Annotated in this window: 22 protein-coding genes, 1 pseudogene and 1 riboswitch; of the genes and pseudogenes, 15 read left to right on the top strand and 8 right to left on the bottom strand. The window is 76.1% G+C overall.

Going from position 1 to position 21334, the window contains the following annotated elements; all coding sequences use genetic code 11:
* Nucleotides 1-102: 102 nt before the first annotated feature.
* Entirely contained in the window at nt 103-1329 is a 1227-nt protein-coding gene (locus tag SXIN_RS00755; protein ID WP_019708347.1) for an acyl-CoA dehydrogenase family protein, read from the top strand.
* A gap of 70 nt (nt 1330-1399) precedes the next feature.
* Here the strand turns inward: SXIN_RS00755 and SXIN_RS31435 are convergent, their stop codons facing one another.
* The 3 genes from SXIN_RS31435 to SXIN_RS00740 all read right to left on the bottom strand — a co-directional run bounded on the left by SXIN_RS31435 (nt 1400) and on the right by SXIN_RS00740 (nt 3575).
* Nucleotides 1400-1576: a hypothetical protein gene (locus tag SXIN_RS31435; RefSeq protein ID WP_167466214.1), complete on the bottom strand. Its 177-nt coding sequence runs from the start codon at nt 1574-1576 to the stop codon at nt 1400-1402.
* A gap of 200 nt (nt 1577-1776) precedes the next feature.
* The gene (locus tag SXIN_RS00745) at nt 1777-2508 is read right to left on the bottom strand and encodes a TIGR03943 family putative permease subunit (RefSeq protein ID WP_019708348.1); all 732 of its coding nucleotides are present in this window, start codon (nt 2506-2508) and stop codon (nt 1777-1779) included.
* Nucleotides 2505-3575 (bottom strand): permease, encoded by a 1071-nt coding sequence (locus tag SXIN_RS00740; protein WP_238153631.1) that lies wholly within the window; start codon nt 3573-3575, stop codon nt 2505-2507. The genes SXIN_RS00745 and SXIN_RS00740 overlap by 4 nt, the downstream gene beginning before the upstream one ends.
* A gap of 389 nt (nt 3576-3964) precedes the next feature.
* On the opposite strand from SXIN_RS00740, the gene SXIN_RS00735 reads away from it, so the two are divergent.
* Nucleotides 3965-5038, top strand: a complete 1074-nt coding sequence (locus SXIN_RS00735) for an NAD-dependent epimerase/dehydratase family protein (RefSeq protein ID WP_095756405.1) — start codon at nt 3965-3967, stop codon at nt 5036-5038.
* Here SXIN_RS00735 and SXIN_RS00730 read toward each other — a convergent pair.
* Together SXIN_RS00730 and SXIN_RS00725 are read right to left on the bottom strand one after the other, a co-directional pair.
* On the bottom strand, nt 5013-6149 hold the full coding sequence (locus SXIN_RS00730; RefSeq protein ID WP_095756404.1) for a sensor histidine kinase: 1137 nt from the start codon (nt 6147-6149) through the stop codon (nt 5013-5015). The genes SXIN_RS00735 and SXIN_RS00730 overlap by 26 nt on opposite strands.
* Nucleotides 6146-6886 (bottom strand): response regulator transcription factor, encoded by a 741-nt coding sequence (locus SXIN_RS00725; protein ID WP_039820946.1) that lies wholly within the window; start codon nt 6884-6886, stop codon nt 6146-6148. The genes SXIN_RS00730 and SXIN_RS00725 overlap by 4 nt, the downstream gene beginning before the upstream one ends.
* Before the next feature lie 114 nt (nt 6887-7000).
* Here SXIN_RS00725 and SXIN_RS00720 point away from each other — a divergent pair, with 114 nt between their 5' ends.
* The 3 genes from SXIN_RS00720 to SXIN_RS00710 are packed head-to-tail and all read left to right on the top strand — an operon-like array spanning nt 7001 to nt 9056.
* Nucleotides 7001-7741 (top strand): glycosyltransferase family 2 protein, encoded by a 741-nt coding sequence (locus SXIN_RS00720; RefSeq protein ID WP_095756403.1) that lies wholly within the window; start codon nt 7001-7003, stop codon nt 7739-7741.
* Nucleotides 7738-8388, top strand: coding sequence for a TIGR04282 family arsenosugar biosynthesis glycosyltransferase (locus SXIN_RS00715; protein ID WP_095756402.1), 651 nt, complete (start codon nt 7738-7740; stop codon nt 8386-8388). The genes SXIN_RS00720 and SXIN_RS00715 overlap by 4 nt, the downstream gene beginning before the upstream one ends.
* Complete coding sequence (locus SXIN_RS00710) at nt 8385-9056, top strand: class I SAM-dependent methyltransferase (protein ID WP_095756401.1); 672 nt, start codon at nt 8385-8387, stop codon at nt 9054-9056. The genes SXIN_RS00715 and SXIN_RS00710 overlap by 4 nt, the downstream gene beginning before the upstream one ends.
* 193 nt (nt 9057-9249) lie before the next feature.
* Here the strand turns inward: SXIN_RS00710 and SXIN_RS00705 are convergent, their stop codons facing one another.
* Nucleotides 9250-9753 carry a hypothetical protein gene (locus SXIN_RS00705; protein ID WP_095756400.1) on the bottom strand — a complete coding sequence of 168 codons (504 nt, stop codon included), beginning with the start codon at nt 9751-9753 and terminating at the stop codon, nt 9250-9252.
* Nucleotides 9750-11129 (bottom strand): molybdopterin-dependent oxidoreductase, encoded by a 1380-nt coding sequence (locus SXIN_RS00700; protein WP_238153630.1) that lies wholly within the window; start codon nt 11127-11129, stop codon nt 9750-9752. Before SXIN_RS00700 ends, SXIN_RS00705 begins: the two co-directional genes overlap by 4 nt.
* A 207-nt stretch (nt 11130-11336) precedes the next feature.
* Between SXIN_RS00700 and SXIN_RS00695 the strand changes: the two genes are divergently transcribed.
* Together SXIN_RS00695 and SXIN_RS00690 are read left to right on the top strand one after the other, a co-directional pair.
* A complete protein-coding gene (locus SXIN_RS00695; protein WP_095756399.1) occupies nt 11337-12734 on the top strand; it encodes a hypothetical protein in 1398 nt (465 codons plus the stop codon).
* Nucleotides 12735-12859: 125 nt separating this feature from the next.
* On the top strand, nt 12860-13273 hold the full coding sequence (locus SXIN_RS00690; RefSeq protein WP_019708354.1) for an SH3 domain-containing protein: 414 nt from the start codon (nt 12860-12862) through the stop codon (nt 13271-13273).
* A 134-nt stretch (nt 13274-13407) separates the two neighbouring features.
* Here SXIN_RS00690 and SXIN_RS00685 read toward each other — a convergent pair whose 3' ends face one another.
* Nucleotides 13408-13608, bottom strand: a complete 201-nt coding sequence (locus tag SXIN_RS00685; RefSeq protein ID WP_019708355.1) for a hypothetical protein — start codon at nt 13606-13608, stop codon at nt 13408-13410.
* 234 nt (nt 13609-13842) lie between these two features.
* A riboswitch (cobalamin riboswitch) is annotated at nt 13843-14034 on the top strand.
* A 29-nt stretch (nt 14035-14063) separates the two neighbouring features.
* Here SXIN_RS00685 and SXIN_RS00680 point away from each other — a divergent pair.
* The 8 genes and pseudogenes from SXIN_RS00680 (at nt 14064) to SXIN_RS00645 (ending at nt 21314) form a co-directional block, all read left to right on the top strand.
* A complete protein-coding gene (locus tag SXIN_RS00680; protein ID WP_019708356.1) occupies nt 14064-14771 on the top strand; it encodes an energy-coupling factor ABC transporter permease in 708 nt (235 codons plus the stop codon).
* Nucleotides 14768-15298, top strand: a complete 531-nt coding sequence (locus SXIN_RS00675; RefSeq protein WP_095756398.1) for an energy-coupling factor ABC transporter substrate-binding protein — start codon at nt 14768-14770, stop codon at nt 15296-15298. The genes SXIN_RS00680 and SXIN_RS00675 overlap by 4 nt, the downstream gene beginning before the upstream one ends.
* 6 nt (nt 15299-15304) lie before the next feature.
* A complete protein-coding gene (cbiQ, locus tag SXIN_RS00670) occupies nt 15305-16054 on the top strand; it encodes a cobalt ECF transporter T component CbiQ (RefSeq protein WP_095756397.1) in 750 nt (249 codons plus the stop codon).
* Nucleotides 16051-16884, top strand: a pseudogene (locus SXIN_RS00665) (energy-coupling factor ABC transporter ATP-binding protein); the annotation flags it as partial. The gene cbiQ and the pseudogene SXIN_RS00665, both read left to right, overlap by 4 nt.
* Before the next feature lie 546 nt (nt 16885-17430).
* Nucleotides 17431-18483: a phosphatidylinositol-specific phospholipase C domain-containing protein gene (locus SXIN_RS00660; RefSeq protein ID WP_019706462.1), complete on the top strand. Its 1053-nt coding sequence runs from the start codon at nt 17431-17433 to the stop codon at nt 18481-18483.
* Nucleotides 18484-18573: 90 nt separating this feature from the next.
* A complete protein-coding gene (locus SXIN_RS00655; protein ID WP_019706463.1) occupies nt 18574-18819 on the top strand; it encodes a DUF2277 domain-containing protein in 246 nt (81 codons plus the stop codon).
* Nucleotides 18820-18906: 87 nt separating this feature from the next.
* Nucleotides 18907-19971 (top strand): hypothetical protein, encoded by a 1065-nt coding sequence (locus tag SXIN_RS00650; RefSeq protein ID WP_095756396.1) that lies wholly within the window; start codon nt 18907-18909, stop codon nt 19969-19971.
* A gap of 233 nt (nt 19972-20204) precedes the next feature.
* Nucleotides 20205-21314: a S1 family peptidase gene (locus SXIN_RS00645; RefSeq protein WP_238153629.1), complete on the top strand. Its 1110-nt coding sequence runs from the start codon at nt 20205-20207 to the stop codon at nt 21312-21314.
* Nucleotides 21315-21334 lie beyond the last annotated feature (20 nt).

Genomic DNA, 21334 nt, shown 5'->3' with positions numbered 1-21334 from the left:
CACTTCACCCGGGCGGGGACGGGACGGGCGACTGGGCTTGACAGGGCCTACCAGCCGGTAACAGGGTATAGTTACCGCAAGTAACAAGCAGGTGGAGGGGACATGGCAGAGTTCGCGCTCGATCTCGACGACGAGCAGAAGGCCGTCCGGGAGTGGATCCACGGTTTCGCCGCGGACGTGATGCGGCCGGCCGCGGCCGAGTGGGACGAACGCGAGGAGACCCCGTGGCCCGTCATTCAGGAGGCCGCCAAGATCGGCCTCTACTCGCTGGACTTCTACGCCCAGCAGTTCTTCGACCCGACCGGTCTCGGCATCGCCATGACGATGGAGGAGCTGTTCTGGGGTGACGCCGGCATCGGCCTCTCGATCGTCGGCACGGGCCTCGCCGCCGTCGGCGTGCTGGCCAACGGCACCGAGGAGCAGATCGGCACCTGGGTGCCCCAGATGTACGGCGACGCGGACGACGTGAAGGTCGCCGCCTTCTGCTCCTCCGAGCCGGACGCGGGCTCCGACGTCTCCGCCATGCGCACCCGCGCGGTCTACGACGAGGCCAAGGACGAGTGGGTGCTCAACGGCACCAAGACCTGGGCGACCAACGGCGGCATCGCCAACGTCCATGTCGTGGTGGCCGTCGTCGACCCGGAGCTGGGCTCCAAGGGCCACGCCTCCTTCATCGTCCCGCCGGGCACCAAGGGCCTCTCGCAGGGCCAGAAGTTCAAGAAGCACGGCATCCGCGCCTCCCACACGGCGGAGGTCGTCCTGGAGGACGTCCGGGTCCCCGGCAGCTGCCTGCTGGGCGGCAAGGAGAAGCTCGACGAGCGGCTGGCCCGCGCCCGCGAGCGCGCCAGGAGCGGTGGCGAGCGGGTGAAGAACGCGGCCATGGCCACCTTCGAGGCGTCCCGCCCGGCGGTCGGCGCCCAGGCCGTCGGCATCGCCCGCGCCGCGTACGAGGTCGCCCTCGACTACGCGAAGACCCGGGTGCAGTTCGGCCGCCCGATCATCGACAACCAGGGCATCGCCTTCCAGCTGGCCGACATGCGCACCCAGATCGACGCGGCCCGGCTGCTGGTCTGGCGGGCCTCCTGGATGGCGGCCTCCGGCAAGCCCTTCACCGCGGCCGAGGGCTCGATGTCGAAGCTCTACGCGGGCGAGGTCGCCAAGACCGTCACCGCCCAGGCCATGCAGATCCTCGGCGGTAACGGCTACACCCGGGAGTACCCGGTGGAGCGGATGCACCGCGACGCGGCGATCTACACGATCTTCGAGGGGACCAGCGAGATCCAGCGCCTGGTCATCGCCCGGACGCTGTCGGGGATGCCGATCCGCTGACGGACCGGCTCCGGCGGTGCGGCCGGCCGCGGGGGGTTCCGCGGCCCGGCCGGCCGGCGGCGGAGGGGGCTCAGGCCGCCCGGGTGATCTCCTCGCGGAGCGCGCGCCGCCACTCCGTGCGGAGCCGGTCGAGCTCCGCGAGATCGGCCGCCGACCACGAGGTGCGGCCCGCCACGAAAGCGCGGATCGCCGCGTTCGCGTGGTCGGCGGCCGGACGCGTGGGGACAGAGGGTCCAGGGGTAGACATGTCCTCCAGAATACGGCCCGGGTGTGACAACCGGTTCTCCACCGGTTTCCGGCCCGCGCCCCCGCAAAGAGTTTCCCGGAGACCGGAACCTTTCCCCCGTGCCGGCCGTTCTTCAGAGTGAGGCCCCGCGTTCTCCCCCGTGCGCGGGGCCTCGCCAATGCCCGGAACCGGGTGCCGCACCCCCTTCCCGGGCCGGTGTTTCACCTGGTCGGAGGCGGTGCGGAGTCCTGGTACGGATTGACCGGCTCCGGCACCGGGCGCACCATCTCCGCGTCGATCGCCACCTCCCGGGACGCGGGCCCGGGGTGCCGGCGGCCGGTGACCCGCACCCAGGAGTCGGCGGGCGGCGGAACCGCCCCGCGGACCCTGATTTTCACCGCTCGCGAGTCCGCCGCACAGCAGCTGACCAGCAGTCGGGACAGAAACCACCCCCCGTCCGGTGCGGGTGTGACGAATCCCATGAGCGCCACCGTGCGGTCCTCCAGGCTCCGCGACCGGTCCTGCCGGGCGCGGAGCTCGAACTCGGTCAGCGTCAGCGGCACGGGCGACCCCTCGGGCAGCGGCGGGAAGTTCCGCACCGCCCCCTGGGCGGGGGCACCGGTCTCCCGGGCCGCGGTGTACGCGCCCAGCGCGGGCGGGGTGAAGAACAGCAGGCTGAGCGCGGGGAAGAAGAGCAGCCAGGCGACCCCCGGGCCCCGCGCGTGATCGTGGCCGTGGCCGCCGTCACCGCCCGCCGGCGGCCGCCGGTCGTACGGGAAGCCGTCCCGGGCCGCCGCCACCAGGCCCAGCAGCACCAGAACGGCTCCGGATGCCACGAGCGCCGGACGCAGTCCCTCCTTCACGAACCGCAGGCAGACGTCCGTCAGCAGCGAGATGTGCAGCACCCCCGCGCCGGACAGGACCAGCAGCAGCACCTGGACGTTGCGCCTCACAGGAGCCACCATCCCGTCAGCGCGCTCGCGGTGACGGCCACGACGGCCGTCGCGGTCGAGAACCGGACGGCGAAGGCCCGGCCGAAGGTGCCGGACTGGAGTGCGATCAGCTTCAGGTCGACCATCGGCCCGACCACCATGAACGCCAGCCGGGCGGTGGGGGAGAAGCCGGTCAGCGACGCGGCGACGAAGGCGTCGGCCTCGGAGCAGACCGCCAGGACGACCGCCAGCGCGGCCAGGAAGAGCACCGACAGCCAGGCCGAGTCCGCGAACGCGTCGAGCACGGAGCGGGGCACGGCCACGTTGAAGGTCGCGGCGGCCATCGCGCCCAGCACCAGGAAGCCCCCGGCGTGCAGGAAGTCGTGCTGGAACCCGAGCCGGAACTCCTCCCAGCGGCCGCGTCCCGGCCGGTGCCCGCCGCGGCGGGCCGGGAGCCGCAGCCACTCCTCGCGGCCCAGCCGCAGCCAGAGCCAGCCCATGACGGCCGAGACCAGCAGCGAGGCCAGCAGCCGGGCCGCCACCATCTCCGGCGAGCCGGGAAAGGCCACGGCCGTGGCGGTGAGCACGACCGGGTTGACCGCGGGCGCCGACAGCAGGAAGGCCAGCGCGGCGGCCGGCGTCACCCCGCGCCGGATAAGACTTCCGGCCACCGGTACGGAGGCGCACTCGCAGCCCGGCAGCACTATTCCGGCCGCACTCGCCACCGGTACCGCCAGCGCGGGCCTCCGCGGCAGCATCCCGGTGAACCACCGCTCCGGCACGAAGGCGTTGATCGCCCCGGACAGCGCCGTGCCCAGCAGCAGGAAGGGCAGGGCCTGCACGGCGATGGCGACGCTCACCGTGCGCCACGCCTGTACCGCCGGATGGGTCGCCCACGGTGAGGCGGCGACGATCAGGACGACCGCCGCGGCCCAGCCCGCGAGGGTGGTGGTCCCGGGCAGCCGCCCGGCGAAGCCGGTGAGGGCGCGGCCCGCCGCGCCGCCCTTGAACGGAGGGCCGGGAAGTCCCGCGGCCGGGGGTGTGGACGGCGGTGGCTCCGGGCTCACCAGCTCTTCCGCGCTCTGCACACTGACCTCGAACGTCGGTGACGGGGGGTGCTCAGCGTAGTCACGGAGCGGAGCGGGGCCGGGTGGTTCGGCCGGGTTTCAGCCGATCGGGGAGCGCTCCGTGCTGCTGTCCGGAGCCCGTCCGGCGGCCGGGGAACACCGGGGACGGCGGGGGGCGCGGGCGTTCCCGGGCCGGGCCACCATTGGCGTAAAACCGAATACGTTTTTGCCGCATAAGACGGCCGTGATGCGGTAGAAAGGTCATGTGCCCGTCCGGTGTGCATCCCCCGTCGCACCGGACGGGCCACTCTTGTGCCGGGCCCCTCGCGCCCGGCCCCGGGTCTTACGAATCCGTGACCACCGGGCGCGGAGCGGCCCGCCGGGCGGTTCCGTCGCCTAGCGTCACCGTCATGCGCGTACTCGTCACCGGAGGAGCCGGGTTCATCGGCTCACACATCGTCACCGCCCTGGCCGCCGCCGGGCACGAACCCGTCGTCCTGGACAGCCTGCACCCGCGGGCCCACGCCGGCCGGCCGCCGGCCGGGGAGGCCCGCCTGGTCCGGGCCGATGTCCGGGACCGGGCCGCCGTCGCCGGCGCCCTGCAGGGTGTGTCGGCCGTCTGCCACCAGGCCGCGATGGTCGGACTGGGGAAGGACTTCGCCGACGCGCCCGAGTATGTGGGCTGCAACGACCTCGGCACGGCCGTCCTGCTGGACGCCATGGCGGCGGCGGGGGTGCCGCGGCTGGTGCTCGCCGGGTCGATGGTGGTCTACGGCGAGGGCCGCTACGACTGCCCCCGCCACGGGACCGTGCGCCCCGGCCCCCGCGAGCCGGCCGATCTCGACGCCGGGCGCTTCGAATGCGCCTGCCCGGAGTGCGGCCTGCCGCTGGAGCCCGGACCGGTCACCGAGGACGCGCCGGCCGATCCGCGGAACGTCTACGCGGCGACCAAGCTGGCCCAGGAGCACCTCACGGCGGCCTGGGCCCGCGCCACCGGCGGCCGGGCGGTCTCGCTGCGCTACCACAACGTCTACGGGCCGGGGATGCCGCGCGACACCCCCTACGCCGGGGTCGCCTCGCTGTTCCGCTCGGCCCTCGCCCGGGGGGAGGCGCCGCGCGTCTTCGAGGACGGCGGCCAGCGGCGGGACTTCGTCCACGTCCGCGACGTGGCTGCCGCCAACCTCGCCGCGCTGGCGGCGCTGCCCGGCCGGCCCGCGGGGAGCTTCCGGGCCTACAACACCGGCAGCGGCACGCCCCGCACCATCGGGGAGACGGCCGCCGAGCTGGCCCGCGCCTGCGGTGGTCCGGAGCCGGTCGTCACGGGGGAGTACCGGCTGGGCGACGTGCGGCACATCACCGCCTCCTCGCAGCGGCTGATGACGGAGCTGGGCTGGCGGCCCGCGGTCGGGTTCGCCGAGGGGATGGCGGAGTTCGCCCGCGCGCCGCAGCGGGAGCCGGTCACGGCGGGGCGGCCGGCAGGGTGACCTCGAAGCGGCAGCCGCCGTGTACGTTCCGCACGGCGGCCCGGCCCGCGTGCGCCTCGACCAGGCCCCGGACGATGGCCAGGCCGAGGCCCGCGCCCGCCGGGGGCCCGTCGCCCGCCGGAGGGGTCCGGGCGTGGGTGCCGCGCCAGCCGGTGTCGAAGACCCGGGGGAGGTCCTCCTCCGGGATGCCGCCGCACCCGTCGGTGACGGAGAGCACCACGGAGGCGTCGTCGCTGCCGCGCCGCGCGGACACCGCGACCGTGCCGTCGGCCGGTGTCCGGCGAATGGCGTTGATCATGAGGTTGCCGAGGACGCGGGACATGGCCTGCGCGTCCACCTCGACCGCGACGGCCTCGTCCCGCTCGCCGACCAGCCGCACGCCGTGCTCCCGGGCCAGCGGGCTCACCCCGTCGAGCGCCTCGCCCACCAGTTCGGCGGCGGAGACCCGCACCGGGCTGAGCGGCAGCGCGCCGGCGTGGATGCGGGAGAGCTCGAAGAGGTCGCCGACCATGGCGTTGAGGCGGTCCACCTCGGTGCGGATCTGCCGGAAGAAGCGGTCCGGGTCGGCCGCCATGCCGTCCTCCAGCGCCTCGGCCATGGCCCGCAGCCCGGCCAGCGGCGTGCGCAGATCGTGCGAGATCCAGGCGACCAGCTCCCGGCGGGAGGACTCCAGGGCCCGCTCGCGCTCCCGGGAGGCCTCCAGCTTCTCGCTGGTGGCCGCCAGTTCGCGGACCAGCGCGTCGATCTCCGCCGTGCCCGGTGCCGCGGGCGGGACGAAGCCGCCGTCCTCGCCGAAGGAACGGGCGGCCAGCGTCAGGGCGTTGCTGCGGGCCACCACCCAGCGGCCGAGCAGGAGGGCGGTGGCCAGGGAGACCACGGCGGCCATGGCGCACACCGTGGTGACCACCCACAGGTCGTGCGGGGAGAGGAACATCGCCCAGGCCACGGCGAGGGTCCCGGCCAGCATGGCGGTCACCGCCACGGCGGCGACGACGGTCAGCGAGAGGGTGAGCGAGCGGTGGCGCAGCAGCCGAAGGGCGAGCGCGCCCGCCAGGCCGGCGGCGGCCGCGCCGAGGAAGGCGAACAGGGCGATCAGCAGGGTGTCGGTCACGGCCGGGTCCCGCTTCCCGCCGGCGCCGGGCCCGGCGGCGGGGCGTCGAAGCGGTAGCCGACACCCCACACCGTGGTGATCAGGCGGGGCGCGGCCGGGTCGGTCTCGATCTTCCCGCGCAGCCGGCGGACGTGCACGGTGACGGTCGACAGATCGCCGAACTCCCAGCCCCAGACGGCCCGCATCAGCTCCTCCCGCCCGAACGCCTGTCCCGGGTGCCGCATCAGAAAGGCCAGCAGGTCGAACTCCCGTACGGTGAGCGACACTTCCGTGCCGTTCCGTACGACACGCCGTGCCGCCGGGTCCAGTCCGATCCCGGCGTGCGCCAGGGGCCGGCCGGGCGGCGGAACGCTGCCGGCGGTGCCGCGGCGGAGCACCGACCGCACCCGCAGGGCCAGTTCGCGCGGGCTGAAGGGCTTGGTCACGTAGTCGTCCGCCCCCACCTCCAGGCCGAGGATCCGGTCGTCCTCCTCGCCGCGCGCCGTCAGCATGATGACGGGGACGGGGCCGCGTTCGCGCAGGCCCCGGCAGACGGCGAGCCCGTCCATGCCGGGGAGCATGAGGTCCAGGACGACGAGATCGGGCCATCGGGCGTCCGCGCGGGCCAGGGCCGAGGGGCCGTCGGCCGCCCGGTCCACGACGTGGCCGTCGCGTTCGAGGTAGCCCGTGACGACCTCGGCGACGGTGGGGTCGTCGTCCACCACGAGGACCCGGGCTCCCGGTGAAGTCTGCTGCATGCGGACAGACTCGCAGCCCGGGGCGGCGACCGGGAGCGGATGGGGGCCGCCGGGGGCCGATGTCCGGGTTTCGTAAGAAGTCAAAGTTCTATATGTCGCTTTTGTCTTCGTAGTGTGGTGGCCGTGACCGATTCGACAACGCCTGTAACCAGCCACCCGCGCGTGGACGTCGTGCTGCCCTGCCTGGACGAGGCGGAGGCCCTGCCCTGGGTCCTCGCCCGTATCCCGGCCGGCTGGCGGCCCCTGGTCGTGGACAACGGCTCCACCGACGGCTCGGCCGGCGTCGCCCGGGAGCACGGCGCCACGGTGGTGACGGAGTCCCGGCGCGGCTTCGGCGCCGCCTGCCACGCCGGACTGCTCGCCTCCGGCGCCGACATCGTCTGCTTCTGCGACTGCGACGCCTCCCTCGACCCCGGCCTGCTGCCCGCCCTCGTGTCCCGGGTCACGGCCGGGGAGGCCGACCTGGTGCTCGGCCGCAGACGGCCGACCGGACGCGGGGCCTGGCCGCTCCACGCCCGGGCGGGCAACGCCGTCCTCGCCCGGATGATCCGCCGCCGCACCGGAGCCCGCCTGCGCGACCTCGGCCCCCTGCGGGCCGCGCGCCGGGAAGCCCTCCTCGGGCTGGGCCTCACCGACCGGCGCAGCGGCTATCCGCTGCAGATGGTCGTACGGGCCGCCGACGCCGGCTGGCGGATCGCGGAACAGGACGTCCCCTACCGGCCCAGGACCGGAGCCTCGAAGGTGACCGGCACCTGGCGCGGCACGGTCCACGCGGTCCGCGACATGCGCGCCGTCCTGCGGGAGCCCGCGCCGGAACGCCGCGCCCCGGCAGCCGCGGGGGCGGGGAGCCGATGAGCCCGCCACAGGCCCCGACCACCCTGCTCGTCATCGCCAAGGAGCCGGTGCCCGGCCGCGTCAAGACCCGGCTGACACCGCACTACACCCCGGACGAGGCCGCCCAGCTGGCCGCCGCCGCCCTCCGCGACACCCTGCGGACGGTGCTCGGCGCGCCCGCCCGGCGGCGGGTCCTGGTGCTCGACGGCCGCACCGGACCGTGGCTGCCGCCCGGTATCGAGGTCGTGCCCCAGTGCGCGGGCGGGCTCGACGAACGGCTCGCCGCCGCCTTCGCCCACTGCGACGGCCCGGCCCTCCTCATCGGCATGGACACCCCGCAGGTCACCACCGGCCTGCTGGCCCCCGCCCTGGCCCCCGGTGCCTGGGAGGACTGCGACGCCTGGTTCGGGCCCGCCGAGGACGGCGGCTTCTGGGCCCTCGGCCTCGCCCGGCCCGAGCCGGAGCTGCTGCGCGGCGTCCCGATGTCCACGGCCGGGACCGGCGCCGCGCAGCGGCGGCGGCTGACGGACGCCGGGCTGCGGGTCCGCGATCTGCCCGTGCTGCGCGATGTGGACACCCCCGCGGACGCGCTCCTGGCGGCGGCCGCCGCACCGGACGGGCACTTCGCCGGGGTCCTGGCCGGACTGCACCGGGCGCCCGTCCGATGAGCGCTCCGAACCCGGCCCCGGAACCCCGCACGGACGCGTGGCACGCGGGACCGTACGACACCGCGCTCCGCTCCGGCGGCGGCCCGCTCTTCCTGCGCCGGGACGACGGCGGGCTCGTCCCGCTGGAGGTGGAGCGCTGGTGCTCGCGCGCCGACGCCGCCGACATGACCGTGCTGCGCCGCTGCGAGGGCTCCGTCCTCGACATCGGCTGCGGCCCCGGCCGGCTCGTCGCGGCCCTCACCCGGCTGGGGCGGCCCGGGCTCGGCATCGACCCCAGCCCGGCGGCCGTCGCGCGCACGGTGCGCGCGGGCGGCGCTGCGCTGCGCCGGTCGGTCTTCGACCGGCTGCCGGGCGACAGCCGGTGGGGCACGGCGCTGCTCATCGACGGCAACATCGGCATCGGCGGCGACCCCTCCGCGCTGCTGCGGCGGGTCGCGCAGGTCGTCGCCCCCGGCGGGCTGCTGCTCGTCGAGACGGCGGGCACGGACGTCGACGAGCGCGCCTGGGTCCACCTGGACGACGGCGACGGGTCCCGGGGAGCCGTCTTCCCCTGGGCGCGGGTCGGCGGCCCGGCCCTGGCCCGCAGGGCGCGGGCCGAGGGGTGGCGCGTCACGGAGGAGTGGACCGCGTCCCACCGGCACTTCACCGCCCTGCGCCGCGCACCCTGAACGACGCGGGACCCTCCCGCCCCCGCCTCCGGGACGCCCGGGGCGGGAGGCTCCCGTACGGCGCCGGGCCCGGCCCCTCCGTCCCGTTCGGCCCGCCGGTCCGGCCCGTCCGGCCGGCCCGCAGGCGGGGACGGGACGGAGGGGATACCGCGCGCCCCGGGGCGCGCCGGCCCGCTCGGCGCCGGGCCGCTCCTCAGCGCCGGGCGCGGCGGCGCAGCGCGGAGAGCAGGGCCCAGCCGGCGGACACCGCGAACAGGGCGGCGGTCATCAGCAGCCAGCGTTCGGCGAAGCCGCCGGCGCTCAGGCCGGTGCTCCGCTCGTACCGTGCCGGCGGGCCGCTGACCAGCGGCCACCAGACGAGCAGCAGGAGCCCGGACAGCAGGGCGGGAACCCGCAGGTGGTTGATCCCCGGCCGGTACGGTGCCGGGCCCCCGGCGGCCTCCGGCGCGGCACCGTCCGCCCCGGACCGGCGGCGCGGGGGCGGCAGAGCCCCCGCCGCGCGGTCGGCCGCGGTGTACAGCGGCAGCAGCACCAGGTCGTGCAGGAGGGCGGCTCCCACGACCCACAGCACGACGCCCAGCGGGTCGTCGCCGCCCAGCAGGCGCGTCCCGGCGTACGCGGTCAGGGCGAACGAGCACAGCAGCAGCGGCGGGTACCACGGCGGCTCGCCGGCCCGGAGCGGCGGGAGGCGCCTCACGGGTTCCCCCCGAAGGTGAGCCGGGTGACCCATTTGGTGTTGTGCACCCCGGGGTTCGCGGGCACGATCACCCGCGCCGGATACCCGTGGTCCGCCGAGAGCCCGGCCCCGTTGACCCGCAGCGCGAGCAGGGAGAGCGGGTCGCGCACCTGGTTGGCGCGGAGCCCGGCCGACCGGAACGTCCCGGCGCGCTGCGCCGACTCGACGAACACCCCGGGCGCGTCCCGCTCCCAGCCGGCCAGGGCCGCCAGATCCGCCAGCCGGACCCCGCTCCACAGCTGGTCGGAGGTCGACCAGCCCTCCACACAGGCGATGGGCAGCGCGGCACGGTGCTGCGGAAGCTCCAGCAGCTCCGCACGGGTGAACACGAGTTCGCGCGGCCCGCCGCGTACCGTCAGCCGCCACTCCGCGCCGATGTCCGCGGCGCGGATGCCCGCGGCGGCCGCCGTCTTGTTGATCTGGAAGCCGTTCGGGCCGCCGCCGGGCTCCCGTCCGCGCGGGGCGAGGACGGCGGTGGACCGCAGCGGCCCGCCGAGGCTCTGCCCCGCCGTGGTGGCGGCCAGCAGCAGCGAGCCCGCCCCCACCACGGTGAGCGCGCCCCGGCGGGAGAGGGTGGGCGCGGCCGGCTCCGGTGCGGCGAGGGCGGCCATGGCGGCGGCCTCCTCCTCCGTACGGGCGCGGCGGCCGCGCAGCACCCGCAGGGCGCGCGGCACGCGGAGCGCGGCGTGGGCGGCGAAGGCGGCCATGAAGACCCAGGAGCCGTAGAAGTGCAGCGGGTAGAACGAGCCGGGGAAGACGTACTCCAGCTGGATGTTGAGAAGGCCGGTGGCGAAGACGAACAGCCCGCCGCCGACGAGCAGCAGCAGGGACAGCCGGTCCAGGGCATGGGTGACGGAGCGCACCGGGGGCCAGGTGAACAGCCGGGGGATGACCGACCAGAGCTTGGCCAGCAGGACCGGCACCAGCGCGACGCCCAGCGTCACATGGACGCCTTGGGTGAGCCGGTAGAGCCAGTGCGGCTCCGTGGGCCAGGGGAACAGGAAGAAGCCGAGCAGCCCCTTGTCCGGGGTTCGGTCGTTCCGGGCCAGATCCGGGTTGTACGCCGCGTACGACAGCAGCCCCGTCACGAACAGCACGGGGATCCCGGCCAGCAGCACGATGCCCAGGACGGACGTCAGCCGGGGCCCGCGCAGCGGACTGCGCCAGAAGCCGGGCCGGAAGGGCCCGCCCGGCCCCCGGGCGCCCGGCCCGCCGGGCGGTGCCGCCGCCCCCTGCCCGCGGCGGGGACGCGCCCCGCCGGATCCCCGTGCCGCCTTCCCGCCGTCTTCCGTCGCCCCGTCTTCTGTCGCGCTGTCGTCCATCGCCCCGTCTTCCATCGCGCCGCCCTCCGTGGTGTTCCACGGGACACGCGCAGGAGGCCCGCGTCCGCCGTCCACGACCGTAGGCCGGGCCGCCCCCCGGAACCCCGCTCCGGCCCATGACGAAACGCTGACATCACACCGGGGGCGGTGAGGATCTGACGGAACGGTGACACCGGGCGTGTGTCCGGCCGTACACGCCGGAGCGGCCCCTAGCGTGACGGCGTGACCCACCTCCGCACCCCCGCGCCCGGCCGCGAGCGTCTGCGCCCGCGGCGGTCCGCCGCCCGCGCGGACCTCCTCACCGCGGCCGCCGCCGCGCTCTTCGTCGCCGCGGTCGCCGTCGCCGGCATCCTGATCCAGCGCTCTGTGGACGTCCTGTACGTCGAGTGGCCGCCGCTCTACGCACACTGGATGCCGCACGCGGGCCCCGGCACGGTCGCGGCACCCGCCGTGGCGGCCGCCGTCATCGCCTACGGCCCGGTGCTCGCCCGCCGGCTGCCCTGGCGCCGGCTGCTGCTCCTGACCTGGGCGGCCTCGCTGGCCTGGACGCTGTCGCTGGCGCTGATCGACGGCTGGCGGCGCGGTGTCGCCGGCCGGCTCACCGCCAAGCACGAGTACCTGCTCGCCGTCGACCGCATCGCCGCCGACCCGGCCGCGGCCGTGCGCACCTTCACCGACCACATCCTGCTCACCTCGCCCGACTACTGGCCCGCCCATGTGGCGGGCCACCCGCCGGGCGCCGTGCTCACCTTCGTCGGCCTCGACCGCATCGGGCTCGGCGGCGGCGCCTGGGCCGCCGTGTGGGTGCTGATCGCGGGCAGCTCGGCCGCCGCGGCCGTCCTGGTGACGCTGCGTGCCGTGGCGGGGGAGCGGTGGGCGCGCCGGGCCGCGCCGTTCGCCGTGCTCGCCCCGGCGGCGGTCTGGGCGGGCGTCTCCGCGGACGCCTACTTTTCGGCCGTCGCCGCCTGGGGGATCGCCCTGCTCGCCCTGGCGTGCCGTCCGGCGGCACGCCGTCCGGCGGCCACCGCGCTGGCCGCAGGGCTGCTGCTCGGTCTCACCGTCCATCTCTCGTACGGGCTGGTGCTGATGGCGATCCCCGCGGCCGCCGTCCTGCTGCACGGCCGGACCGTGCGCCCTCTGCTCCCCGCGCTCGCCGGCGTGGCCGCCGTCACCGCCGCGTTCACCGCGGCCGGTTTCTGGTGGTACGAGGGCTACGACCTGCTGGTCACCCGCTACTACCAGGGAGTGGCCCGGATCCGCCCGTACAGCTACTGGTTCTTCGGCAACCTCGCCAACGCCGTGATCATCGCCGGGGCCGCCTCCGTCGCCGGGCTCCGCCGCGCCCTGGCCGGCACCGCCGAGACGGCCCGCCGGCTGCGGTCGGGGCGCTCGCTGGACGCCTGCGGTGTCGTGCTCCTCGCCCTCGCCGGTCTCTGCATGATCGCGGCGGCGGACCTCTCCGGGATGAGCAAGGCCGAGACGGAACGGATCTGGCTGCCCTTCACCCTCTGGCTCCTCCCGGCCGCCGCTCTCCTCCCGGCCCGCCACCACCGCCGCTGGCTGGTGCTCCAGGCGGCGACAGCGCTCTTTCTCAACCACGTTCTGCTCACGGGTTGGTGACGAGACGTCGCCCGGGTGTTGACCGGTATCGCCCCCGAGGGGGACCTTGCCCCGTTTTTGGTTTCATGCCCGGTGCGAACGGAAAGCGACGCCTTGTCACATTCCTGGCAGAACAGGAGTTGCCCATGTTCCACACGCTCAGGTCCCGCTCCGCGGGACTGGTGGCCGGTGCCGCCGCCTCGGCCGTTCTGGTCGGCGGTTCGCTGCTCGGCGCGACGTCCGTCCAGGCCGACTCGCAGAACCATCCGCACAAGCCGTACGGCGTCGTCAAGGCCGGGACGCTCAACGAGCGTCAGTACCCCAGCACCGACTCCTCGGTGGTGGGCCAGCTCCACCGGCACGACAAGGTCGGCATCAAGTGCAAGGTGCGCGCCCAGCTGATCCACGGCGACCCCATCTGGTACCACCTGCGGCACAAGGAAGCCTGGGTGAGCGGGAAGTACGTGCACGTTCACGGCTATGTGAAGTGGTGCAAGGACGTCGACCGTCACCACCACCCGCTGACCAACAGCAGGAAGGCCCGCATGGCGAAGGGGTGACCCCACCTCTTCACACCCGGGTGTGAGAAAGGGCCCGGTCCCGGCGGAGGCAGTCCGCCGGGACCGGGCCCGCCGCCGTTCCGCCGTCCGCCGCGGTGCCGCCCGCGGCCGTCCGCCGCCGGGTCCGCGGGCGGTCAGCCGAGGCTCTCCGGCCGCTCTCCCTTCGGCCCGAGGCCGCGCGTGGTCCGCGGGCCCCGGCTGCGCATGGACGGGTCCTTCTGGAGGGTCTTGTCCGCCGCCTTGGTGGCCTGCTGGTCGGACACTCCGCTGTCCTCGGCCTCCTTGCGCAGCTTCGCCCGTTTCCGGTCGTACTTCTTGCTGCCGGGCTCCGGCATGGCCGTCACCTCCTCGGTAGTGCGGGCGGGGCCCGCCGACACCGGACGGGTAACCGGGGTCAAAGGCGCGAAACGGGATGCATTCTTCCGGCTGTCGCCCCTACCGAAGAGCGCCGGCGCCCCCCGCTGCCCCGGCGCCCCGTTCGCGGAGCCGGGTGCCACCGTGCTCCCGTGCGCCGTCCGGTGTGGGATGCGCCGCAGGGTGACCGGCTTGTCCTCCTCGCGCGCGGCGCACTACTGTCACAGGGCCTTGGTGCACGGGAAACCGGTGAAGAACCGGTGCGGCCCTCGCCACTGTGATCGGGAAGTCCGGTTCCACCCTCTGGGAGCCACTGGGATGCCGCGGAGCGCCGCGGCACCCGGGAAGGCGGAGTCCGGGCGGCATGACCCGTAAGCCAGGAGACCGGCCAGGGCGCGTCGTCCATCCACGAGGTGCTGGAGAGGTCCGCTTTCCCATGCATATAGCCGAGGGCTACCTGCCCCCCTGGCACGCGGTCGCCTGGAGCGCCGCCGCCGCCCCCTTCGTCCTCCACGGCGTACGGTCGCTGAGCCGCGAGGTGAGGAAGAATCCGGAGAACACCCTGCTGCTCGGTGCCTCCGGTGCCTTCACCTTCGTGCTGTCCGCGCTGAAGATCCCCTCCGTCACGGGCAGTTGCTCACATCCCACCGGCACCGGGCTCGGTGCCATCCTGTTCCGGCCGCCGGTCATGGCGGTGCTCGGCACCATCACGCTGCTCTTCCAGGCCCTGCTGCTGGCGCACGGCGGGCTCACCACCCTGGGCGCCAACGTCTTCTCCATGGCCGTGGTGGGCCCGTGGGCCGGGTACGCCGCCTACCGGCTGGTGAGGGGACTCGGAGCGCCGCTCGCCGCCGCCGTGTTCGCCGGTGCCTTCACCGCCGATCTGAGCACCTACTGCGTCACCAGCGTCCAGCTCGCCCTGGCGTTCCCGGACCCGGCCACCGGACTGCCCGGTGCCCTGGCCAAGTTCGGCTCCGTCTTCGCCGTCACCCAGATCCCCCTCGCCGTCAGCGAGGGCATCCTCACCGTGCTGGTGATCCGGCTGCTGAGCCAGGCCGACGGGACCGCCCTGGCCCGGCTCGGTGTGCGGACGGCCGCCGGCGGCCGCCGGCCGGAGCGGTCCGAGGCGGCGGTGACCCGATGAGCCGGAACACCCGGACCAACCTGCTGCTGCTGGCCGTTGTCGCCGTCCTGGCCGCCCTCCCGCTCGTCCTCGGACTCGGCGACGGCATGGAGGAGCCCTTCGCCGGCAGTGACGCGCAGGCCGAGACGGCGGTCGAGGAACTCCGTCCGGGCTACGAACCCTGGTTCGCCCCGCTCTACGAACCCCCGTCGGCGGAAGTGGAGTCGGCGCTCTTCGCCCTCCAGGCCGCGATCGGCGCCGGGGTGCTGGCGTACTGCCTCGGGCTGCGCCGAGGACGCCGGCAGGGGGAGGCACGGGCCGCGGCGGGAGCGGAGGGAACGGCCGCTCCCGGCACGGCCGCGGCGGACCGGGCGGAGCCGGCGGGTACCGGCAGCTCCGCGGGCGGCACGGGCCCTGACACGAGGGCGGCCGCGGGGACGCCACCGGCCGGCGGGGCCCCGGACGCGGCCGGGGACACCCCGGCGCCCGCGACCGGCGAACGGGGCGGCGGGGGGCCGTCCGGTCCCGGCGGCCGCCCGGCCGCGTAACCCCGCGTGCTGCCCATCGACGCGGCGGCGCACAGCAGTCGCTGGCGCCGCCGCCACCCCCTGGACAAGGCCGTTCTCGCCCTCGGCCTGACCGTCCTGGCGGTGAGCCTGCCGCCCTGGCCGGGCGCGCCGCTCACCGCCGCCGCCGCACTCACCGCACTGCTCGGGCCGGCGCGGGTGCCGCCGCGCCGGCTCTGGCGGGCGTACCGGGTGCCGCTCGGCTTCTGCGTCACCGGCGCGCTGCCGCTCCTCGTCCAGCTGGGCGGGGAGCGCGGCCTGCTGTCCCTCGCACCGGACGGCCCCGCGCAGGCCGGGCAGCTGCTGCTGCGCACCTCGGCCGCCTCGCTGGGCGTCCTGCTGTTCGCCTTCACCACACCGCTGTCGGACCTGCTGCCGCGCCTCACCCGGGCCGGCGTGCCCCCCGCCGTGACCGACGTCGCGCTGGTGACCTACCGCATCACCTTCCTCCTGCTGGACACCCTCGCGCAGGTGCGGCAGGCCCAGGCCGCGCGCCTCGGCCACACCACGCGCGCCGCCGCCTGGCGCTCGCTGGCCGGGCAGGGGGCGACGGTCTTCCTGCGCGCCTTCTCGCGCGCCGCGCGGATGCAGGACGGGCTGGCGGGCCGCGGTTACGACGGGACGCTCCGTGTCCTCGTCACCGGTGCCCCCGTGTCCCGGCGCTTCGTCACCGGGTCCGTCCTGCTGCTCGCCGCGCTGGCGGTGGCCACCCTCGTCCTCGAAAGGCAGCTGTTGTGACCGCCGTACCGCCCCTGGTGGAACTCGTCGACGCCGGATACGCGTACGAGAACGGCCCTCCGGTGCTCACCGGGGTCACCTTCGGGGTCCGCCCCGGCCGTGCGCTGGCCCTGCTCGGCCGCAACGGCAGCGGCAAGACCACCCTGCTGCGGCTGCTCAGCGGCGGCCTGCGGCCCTCGGCCGGGGAACTCCGCCTGGACGGCGTCCCGGTCGGCCGCGGCCGGGCCGCGCTGACCCGGCTGCGCACCTCCGTGCAACTCGTCCTCCAGGACCCCGACGACCAGCTCTTCGCGGCCTCCGTGGGCCAGGACGTGTCGTTCGGACCGGTGAACCTGGGGCTGCCGGATGAGGAGGTCGCGCGGCGGGTGACGGAGGCCCTGGCGGCGCTGGGCATCACCGCGCTCCGCGACCGTCCCACCCATCTGCTCTCCTACGGCCAGCGCAAGCGGGCCGCCATCGCCGGGGCGGTGGCGATGCGGCCCCGGATCCTCGTCCTCGACGAACCGACCGCGGGGCTCGACCCGCACGGCCAGGAGCAGCTCCTGGAGGTCCTGGCCCGGCTGCGGGCCTCCGGCACCACCGTCGTCATGGCCACCCACGACGTGGACCTCGCGCTGCGCTGGGCGGACGACGCCGCGATCCTCACCCCGGACGGACCGCGCACCGGGCCGGCCCACCGGCTGCTCGCCGACGGCGGGCTGCTGGCCTCGGCGGGGCTGCGCCGGCCGTGGGGGCAGGCGGCGGCCCGGGTGCTGCGCGCCCACGGGCTGCTGGACGGGGCGGCGCGGGGCCCCCGGACGGCGGAGGAACTGCTGTGGTGGGCCGCCGGGGACGCGGAGCCGGACGCGCGCCCGGGGGCCGACGCGGAAGGGGGTTCCGGGCCCGGACGGGAGCCGGGAGGGGAGGTGGGAGGGAAGCCGGGACAGGAGCCGGGACAGGAGAGCGCCGCCGCGCGCGGCCCCGGGCCGGGCGCGCCGCCGGGCGGGGCCGGGGCCGCCGTACCGGACTGAGCGGCCGTCCGCGGGGCGGTCCGGAGGGACCGCCGCAGCCGGACCGTGGCGGTGGGGTCCGGCGCGGGTGAATCCCGACGGCCCGGGCCCGGGACCGAAGCGGGGGCGGAGGGCCGGGGGAGCGGCCGGTGCCCCGGCGCGGGCCCGGCCGCCGACGGCCGTACCGGCGGCGGGGGCGGGAGGCGGCGCGGCCGTGCCCGCCGCGCCGGGGCCGGGGGGAAACAGCCGGCGGGCGGAGGGCGGCCCGGCCGTGACGGCCGGGGGAACAGCCCGGCGGAAGCGGACGGCCCTCTGCCGCCCCTCGCGCAACACCCCTAGCCTGTCGTGTACCTGACCACCCCTCACCCCGACAGGCGGGTACGCAGCATGAGCAGAATCCGTACCGGTGCCCTCACGGCGGCCGCCGCCGCGGCACTCCTGGCCTCCCTCCCCGCGGCGGCCGAAGCGGCGCCGGGAAGCCCCCGGGCCGCGGGCCCGTCCTACTCGTCCACCACCTCCGTGGGCGTGCACAACGCGTACGAGAAGGCGAAGTACCGGTACTTCGCCGACGCCCTCGACTCCGGCGCGTCGCTGCTGGAACTCGATGTCTGGACCAACGCCGCGGGCGCCGGCTGGCGGGTCTCCCACGAAAACCCGTTCGGCAACGACAACAACTGCGAGAACGCCTCCTCCGCCGCCGAACTGCGCACCAAGCCGCGCAACCAGAGCCTCGGCGGCTGCCTCGCCGACATCCGCGCCTGGCACGACGCGAACCCCGGGCACCGCCCCGTCGTGCTCAAGGTGGAGATGAAGGACGGCTTCGCCGACAACCGCGGCCGGGGGCCGGACGAGTTCGACGCCCTGCTCGGCGAGAAGCTCGGCGACGCCCTGCTCCGCCCCGCCGACGTCCGCGGCGGCCACGCCACCCTGGACGACGCGGTCCGGGCCGACGGATGGCCCGGCCGGGACGAACTCGCGGGCAGGTTCCTGGTCGAGCTCATCCCCGGGACCGTCGAGGAGGGGAACCCCCTCGACTCCCTGTGGACCGACCGCGAATACGCCACGCACCTCCGCGACCTCGCCGCCGCCGGCACCCTCGACCGGGCCGGCGCCTTCCCCGCCGTCCACCACGCCGAGGCCGGCGACCCGCGCACCGGCCGCTACGGCGACGCGTCGCTGCGCCCCTGGTTCGTCGTCTTCGACGGCAACGCGGGCGACTACGCCGGAGGCGCCATCGACACGGCCTGGTACGACCAGCGGCACTATCTGCTGATCATGACCGCGGCGCACGCCGTCGCCCCCGCCATCGACGCCGTCAGCCCCTCCGAGGCGGAGGCCAGGGACCGCGTGACGATGCTCGCCTCCCGGCACGCCAGCATCGTCACCTCCGACTGGTACCCGCTGCCGCGGGTGCTGTCCCTGGTCGTCCCCCGGGGCTGAGCGCGGCGGGTCACGGGCGCGCCGGCGCGGCCTCCGGGAGATTCCCACGGAAGCCGCGCCGGCGGGCCCCGGCGGGCGCACACTGGAGCCATGTGCCGCTCCATCAAGACCCTCCGCCCGCCGTACACCGAGGACGCCGGGGAGGACGACGTCCGGGCCGCCGCCCTGCAGTACGTGCGGAAGATCTCCGGCTTCCGCGCCCCGGCGGCGCACAACCGGGCCGCGTTCGACGAGGCTGTCGAGGCGGTGGCCGCCGCCACCCGTGACCTCCTCGGCGCCCTGGAGATCCGCGGCCGCACCGCCCCGGACGGCGGGAACGCCCCGCCGGCCCGCTGACCGGCGGCCGGGCCGGCCGGGGCAGGCTGTCCTGAACCTGCCAGGGGAGATCGGCCGGAATCCGTCCCGTCCTGAGACCATGTCCGCATGGGTGTCGACGAGCTGGCCGAAGAGCTCTACGCGCTGCCACCGGGAGAATTCATCGCGGCCCGCGACCGGGCCGCCGCCGCCGCGCCCCGGGGCGAGCGCGGCGCGATCCGTGCCCTGCGCCGCCCGTCCCTGGCCGCCTGGGCCGTCAACCTGCTGGTCCGTGAGGACGGGTCGCGGACCGAACTGCTGCTGCGGCTGGGGGCTGAGCTGCGCACCGCGCACCAGCAGCCGGCCGGTGGCGGCCGGCTACGGGAACTCATCGGCCAGCAGCGGCAGTTGGTGGCCGCGCTGGCCCGGCGGGCCGGCCAGCTCACCGCGGACGCCGGCCGGCCGGTGTCGGACGCCGTGCTGCGCGAGGTGGAGGCCACCGTGCACGCGGCCCTCGCCGACCCGGACGCGGCCCGGGAACTGGCCCGTGGCCGGCTGACGAGGGCCTTCCCGCCGCCGTCGGGATTCGGCGTGCTCCCCGAGGCCACCGTCCTCCAGCTGCGCCCGCCGTCCGCGGCGCCCGCTGCCCGCGAGCCCGGGTCCGGCCGTCGCACGGCGGGCGGCGGAGCGGGTGCGGACGGGGCCGGCACGGGCGCGGATGACGCGGACGGCGCGGGCGGCACGGGCGGGAGGGAACGGCGGGCTTCGGTCACCGACATAACGGAACGGGCCCGGGCCCAGGAGCGGGCCGACCGCGAACGGCGGCAGCGGCTGAGGAAGGCGCGGGGAGAGGCCGAGGAACTGGCCCGTGCCGCACGCGGCAGCGCGGAGGAGGCCACCGCCGCCGAGCGGGAACTCGCCGCGGCACGGCGGCGTTTGCGGGAGGCGCGCGAGCAGGTGCACGGGCTCACGGAGGAACTGCGACGGGCGAAACGTTCGCTCTCGGCGGCGGAACGGGCCGAGCGGGCGGCCCGCGGCCCGGCGCAGCGGGCGCGGCAGGCGGCCGAACGGGACCGGAAGCGGGCCGAGGCGGCACGGGCCGAGGCGGACCGGGCCGAGGCGGACCGGCTCGCCCCGGACCCGGCGCGGCCTCCCGGCCGGCGCGGCCGACGGCGTCCGGGCGCACCCTCGTAGCGGGGCCGGGCCCGAAGCCGTGGTGGGCCGCTCGCGCACACCGTCCCCTCCCGGTGGGGGAGCTGATCACCCGTTTGACACCGGGGCAGCGCGGCGGGTGCGGTGCTGCGTCAGGATCGGGTGTACGGCGGACCCTCGGGTGCGCGGGGCTGCCGTCCCCCTGCGCGCGCCAACCCCCTCAGGGCCCGTTCGTGTCCCCGCTGCCGGGCCCGTCCCCCACAGGAGGCAGTGAGTTGAAGCACCGTACCCCCCGGCCCGCCCGGCGCCACCGGACCCGCCGCCCCCGGACCCCCGCCGTGCTCGCGGGCGCGGGCGCCGCGCTCCTCGCCCTCACGGCGCCGGCGCTCCCGCAGGCCGGCGCCGCCGTTCCCCGCCCCGCTCCTGCCGTGATCACCCCGGCCGCCGCCGGGGAACTCTCGGCCCGGCTCACCACCCGGCTGGGGAGGGAGGGCGCGGGCGCCTACTACGAGGCGGGGAGCGGGCGGCTCGTGGTGAACGTCCTCACGGACGGAGCGGCGGACACGGTGCGCGCGGCCGGTGCCGAGGCGAGGCCGGTACGGCACTCCCTGGCCGAACTCGACGCCGTACGCGCGGCCCTGCGCGAGGAGGCCGCGATCCCGGGGACGGCCTGGTCGGCCGATCCCCGGCTGAACAAGGTCGTCGTCACCGCCGACCGCACGGTCACCGGGGCGCGCCTCGACCGGCTGGAGGGCGTCGTCGGCCGGTTCGGCGCGATGGCCGTTCTCGAGCGCACGAACCTCGAGTTCACCCCGTTCCTCGTGGGCGGTGACCCCGTCTGGACCGAGCGGGAGCGCTGTTCACTGGGGTTCAACGTGACCGTCGACGGCAGGCCCCACTTCCTGACCGCCGGACACTGCGGCGGCGAGGACACGGGGTGGTCCGCCTCCCGGGGCGGCCCGCGGATCGGAGTGGTCGCGCAGGCCCGGTTCCCCGGCGAGGACTACGCGCTCGTCCGCCTCACCTCCTCGAGCGTCACGAGCCCCAGCCTGGTCGGCCTGTCCCGGGGGCGGACCCAGCGGATCACCCGGGCCGCCGATCCGGTGGTGGGCCAGCGGGCGCGGCGCGGCGGCAGCACCTCCGGGCTGCGGTCGGGTACGGTCACCGGCCTCGACGCCACCGTCAACTACCGGGAGGGCACGGTGCACGGGCTGATCGAGGCCGACATGTGCGCGGAGCCCGGGGACAGCGGCGGACCGCTCTTCGCCGGGACGGCGGCGCTCGGTCTGGTCTCGGGGGGCATCGGCGACTGCTCCGGCGGGGGCGCGACGTTCTACCAGCCGGTGACCGGCGCGCTCCGGGCGACCGGCGCGGCCATCGGCTGACACCCCGGGAGGCGGCCGCC

Origin of the sequence: Streptomyces xinghaiensis S187, assembly GCF_000220705.2 — a bacterium.
In the GTDB taxonomy this organism is placed as follows: domain Bacteria; phylum Actinomycetota; class Actinomycetes; order Streptomycetales; family Streptomycetaceae; genus Streptomyces; species Streptomyces xinghaiensis.
Note: the sequence above shows the minus strand (reverse complement) of the source record. Positions and strands in the feature narration are given on the sequence as shown.

Excerpts from the sequence above, each read along its gene's own strand:
- SXIN_RS00755 (WP_019708347.1), top strand. The coding sequence starts at position 103 with ATGGCAGAGTTCGCGCTCGATCTCGACGACGAGCAGAAGGCCGTCCGG.
- SXIN_RS31435 (WP_167466214.1), bottom strand. The coding sequence starts at position 1,576 with ATGTCTACCCCTGGACCCTCTGTCCCCACGCGTCCGGCCGCCGACCAC.
- SXIN_RS00735 (WP_095756405.1), top strand. The coding sequence starts at position 3,965 with ATGCGCGTACTCGTCACCGGAGGAGCCGGGTTCATCGGCTCACACATC.
- SXIN_RS00725 (WP_039820946.1), bottom strand. The coding sequence starts at position 6,886 with ATGCAGCAGACTTCACCGGGAGCCCGGGTCCTCGTGGTGGACGACGAC.
- SXIN_RS00715 (WP_095756402.1), top strand. The coding sequence starts at position 7,738 with ATGAGCCCGCCACAGGCCCCGACCACCCTGCTCGTCATCGCCAAGGAG.
- SXIN_RS00710 (WP_095756401.1), top strand. The coding sequence starts at position 8,385 with ATGAGCGCTCCGAACCCGGCCCCGGAACCCCGCACGGACGCGTGGCAC.
- SXIN_RS00700 (WP_238153630.1), bottom strand. The coding sequence starts at position 11,129 with ATGGAAGACGGGGCGATGGACGACAGCGCGACAGAAGACGGGGCGACG.
- SXIN_RS00690 (WP_019708354.1), top strand. The coding sequence starts at position 12,860 with ATGTTCCACACGCTCAGGTCCCGCTCCGCGGGACTGGTGGCCGGTGCC.
- SXIN_RS00685 (WP_019708355.1), bottom strand. The coding sequence starts at position 13,608 with ATGCCGGAGCCCGGCAGCAAGAAGTACGACCGGAAACGGGCGAAGCTG.
- SXIN_RS00680 (WP_019708356.1), top strand. The coding sequence starts at position 14,064 with ATGCATATAGCCGAGGGCTACCTGCCCCCCTGGCACGCGGTCGCCTGG.
- SXIN_RS00675 (WP_095756398.1), top strand. The coding sequence starts at position 14,768 with ATGAGCCGGAACACCCGGACCAACCTGCTGCTGCTGGCCGTTGTCGCC.
- SXIN_RS00660 (WP_019706462.1), top strand. The coding sequence starts at position 17,431 with ATGAGCAGAATCCGTACCGGTGCCCTCACGGCGGCCGCCGCCGCGGCA.
- SXIN_RS00655 (WP_019706463.1), top strand. The coding sequence starts at position 18,574 with ATGTGCCGCTCCATCAAGACCCTCCGCCCGCCGTACACCGAGGACGCC.
- SXIN_RS00650 (WP_095756396.1), top strand. The coding sequence starts at position 18,907 with ATGGGTGTCGACGAGCTGGCCGAAGAGCTCTACGCGCTGCCACCGGGA.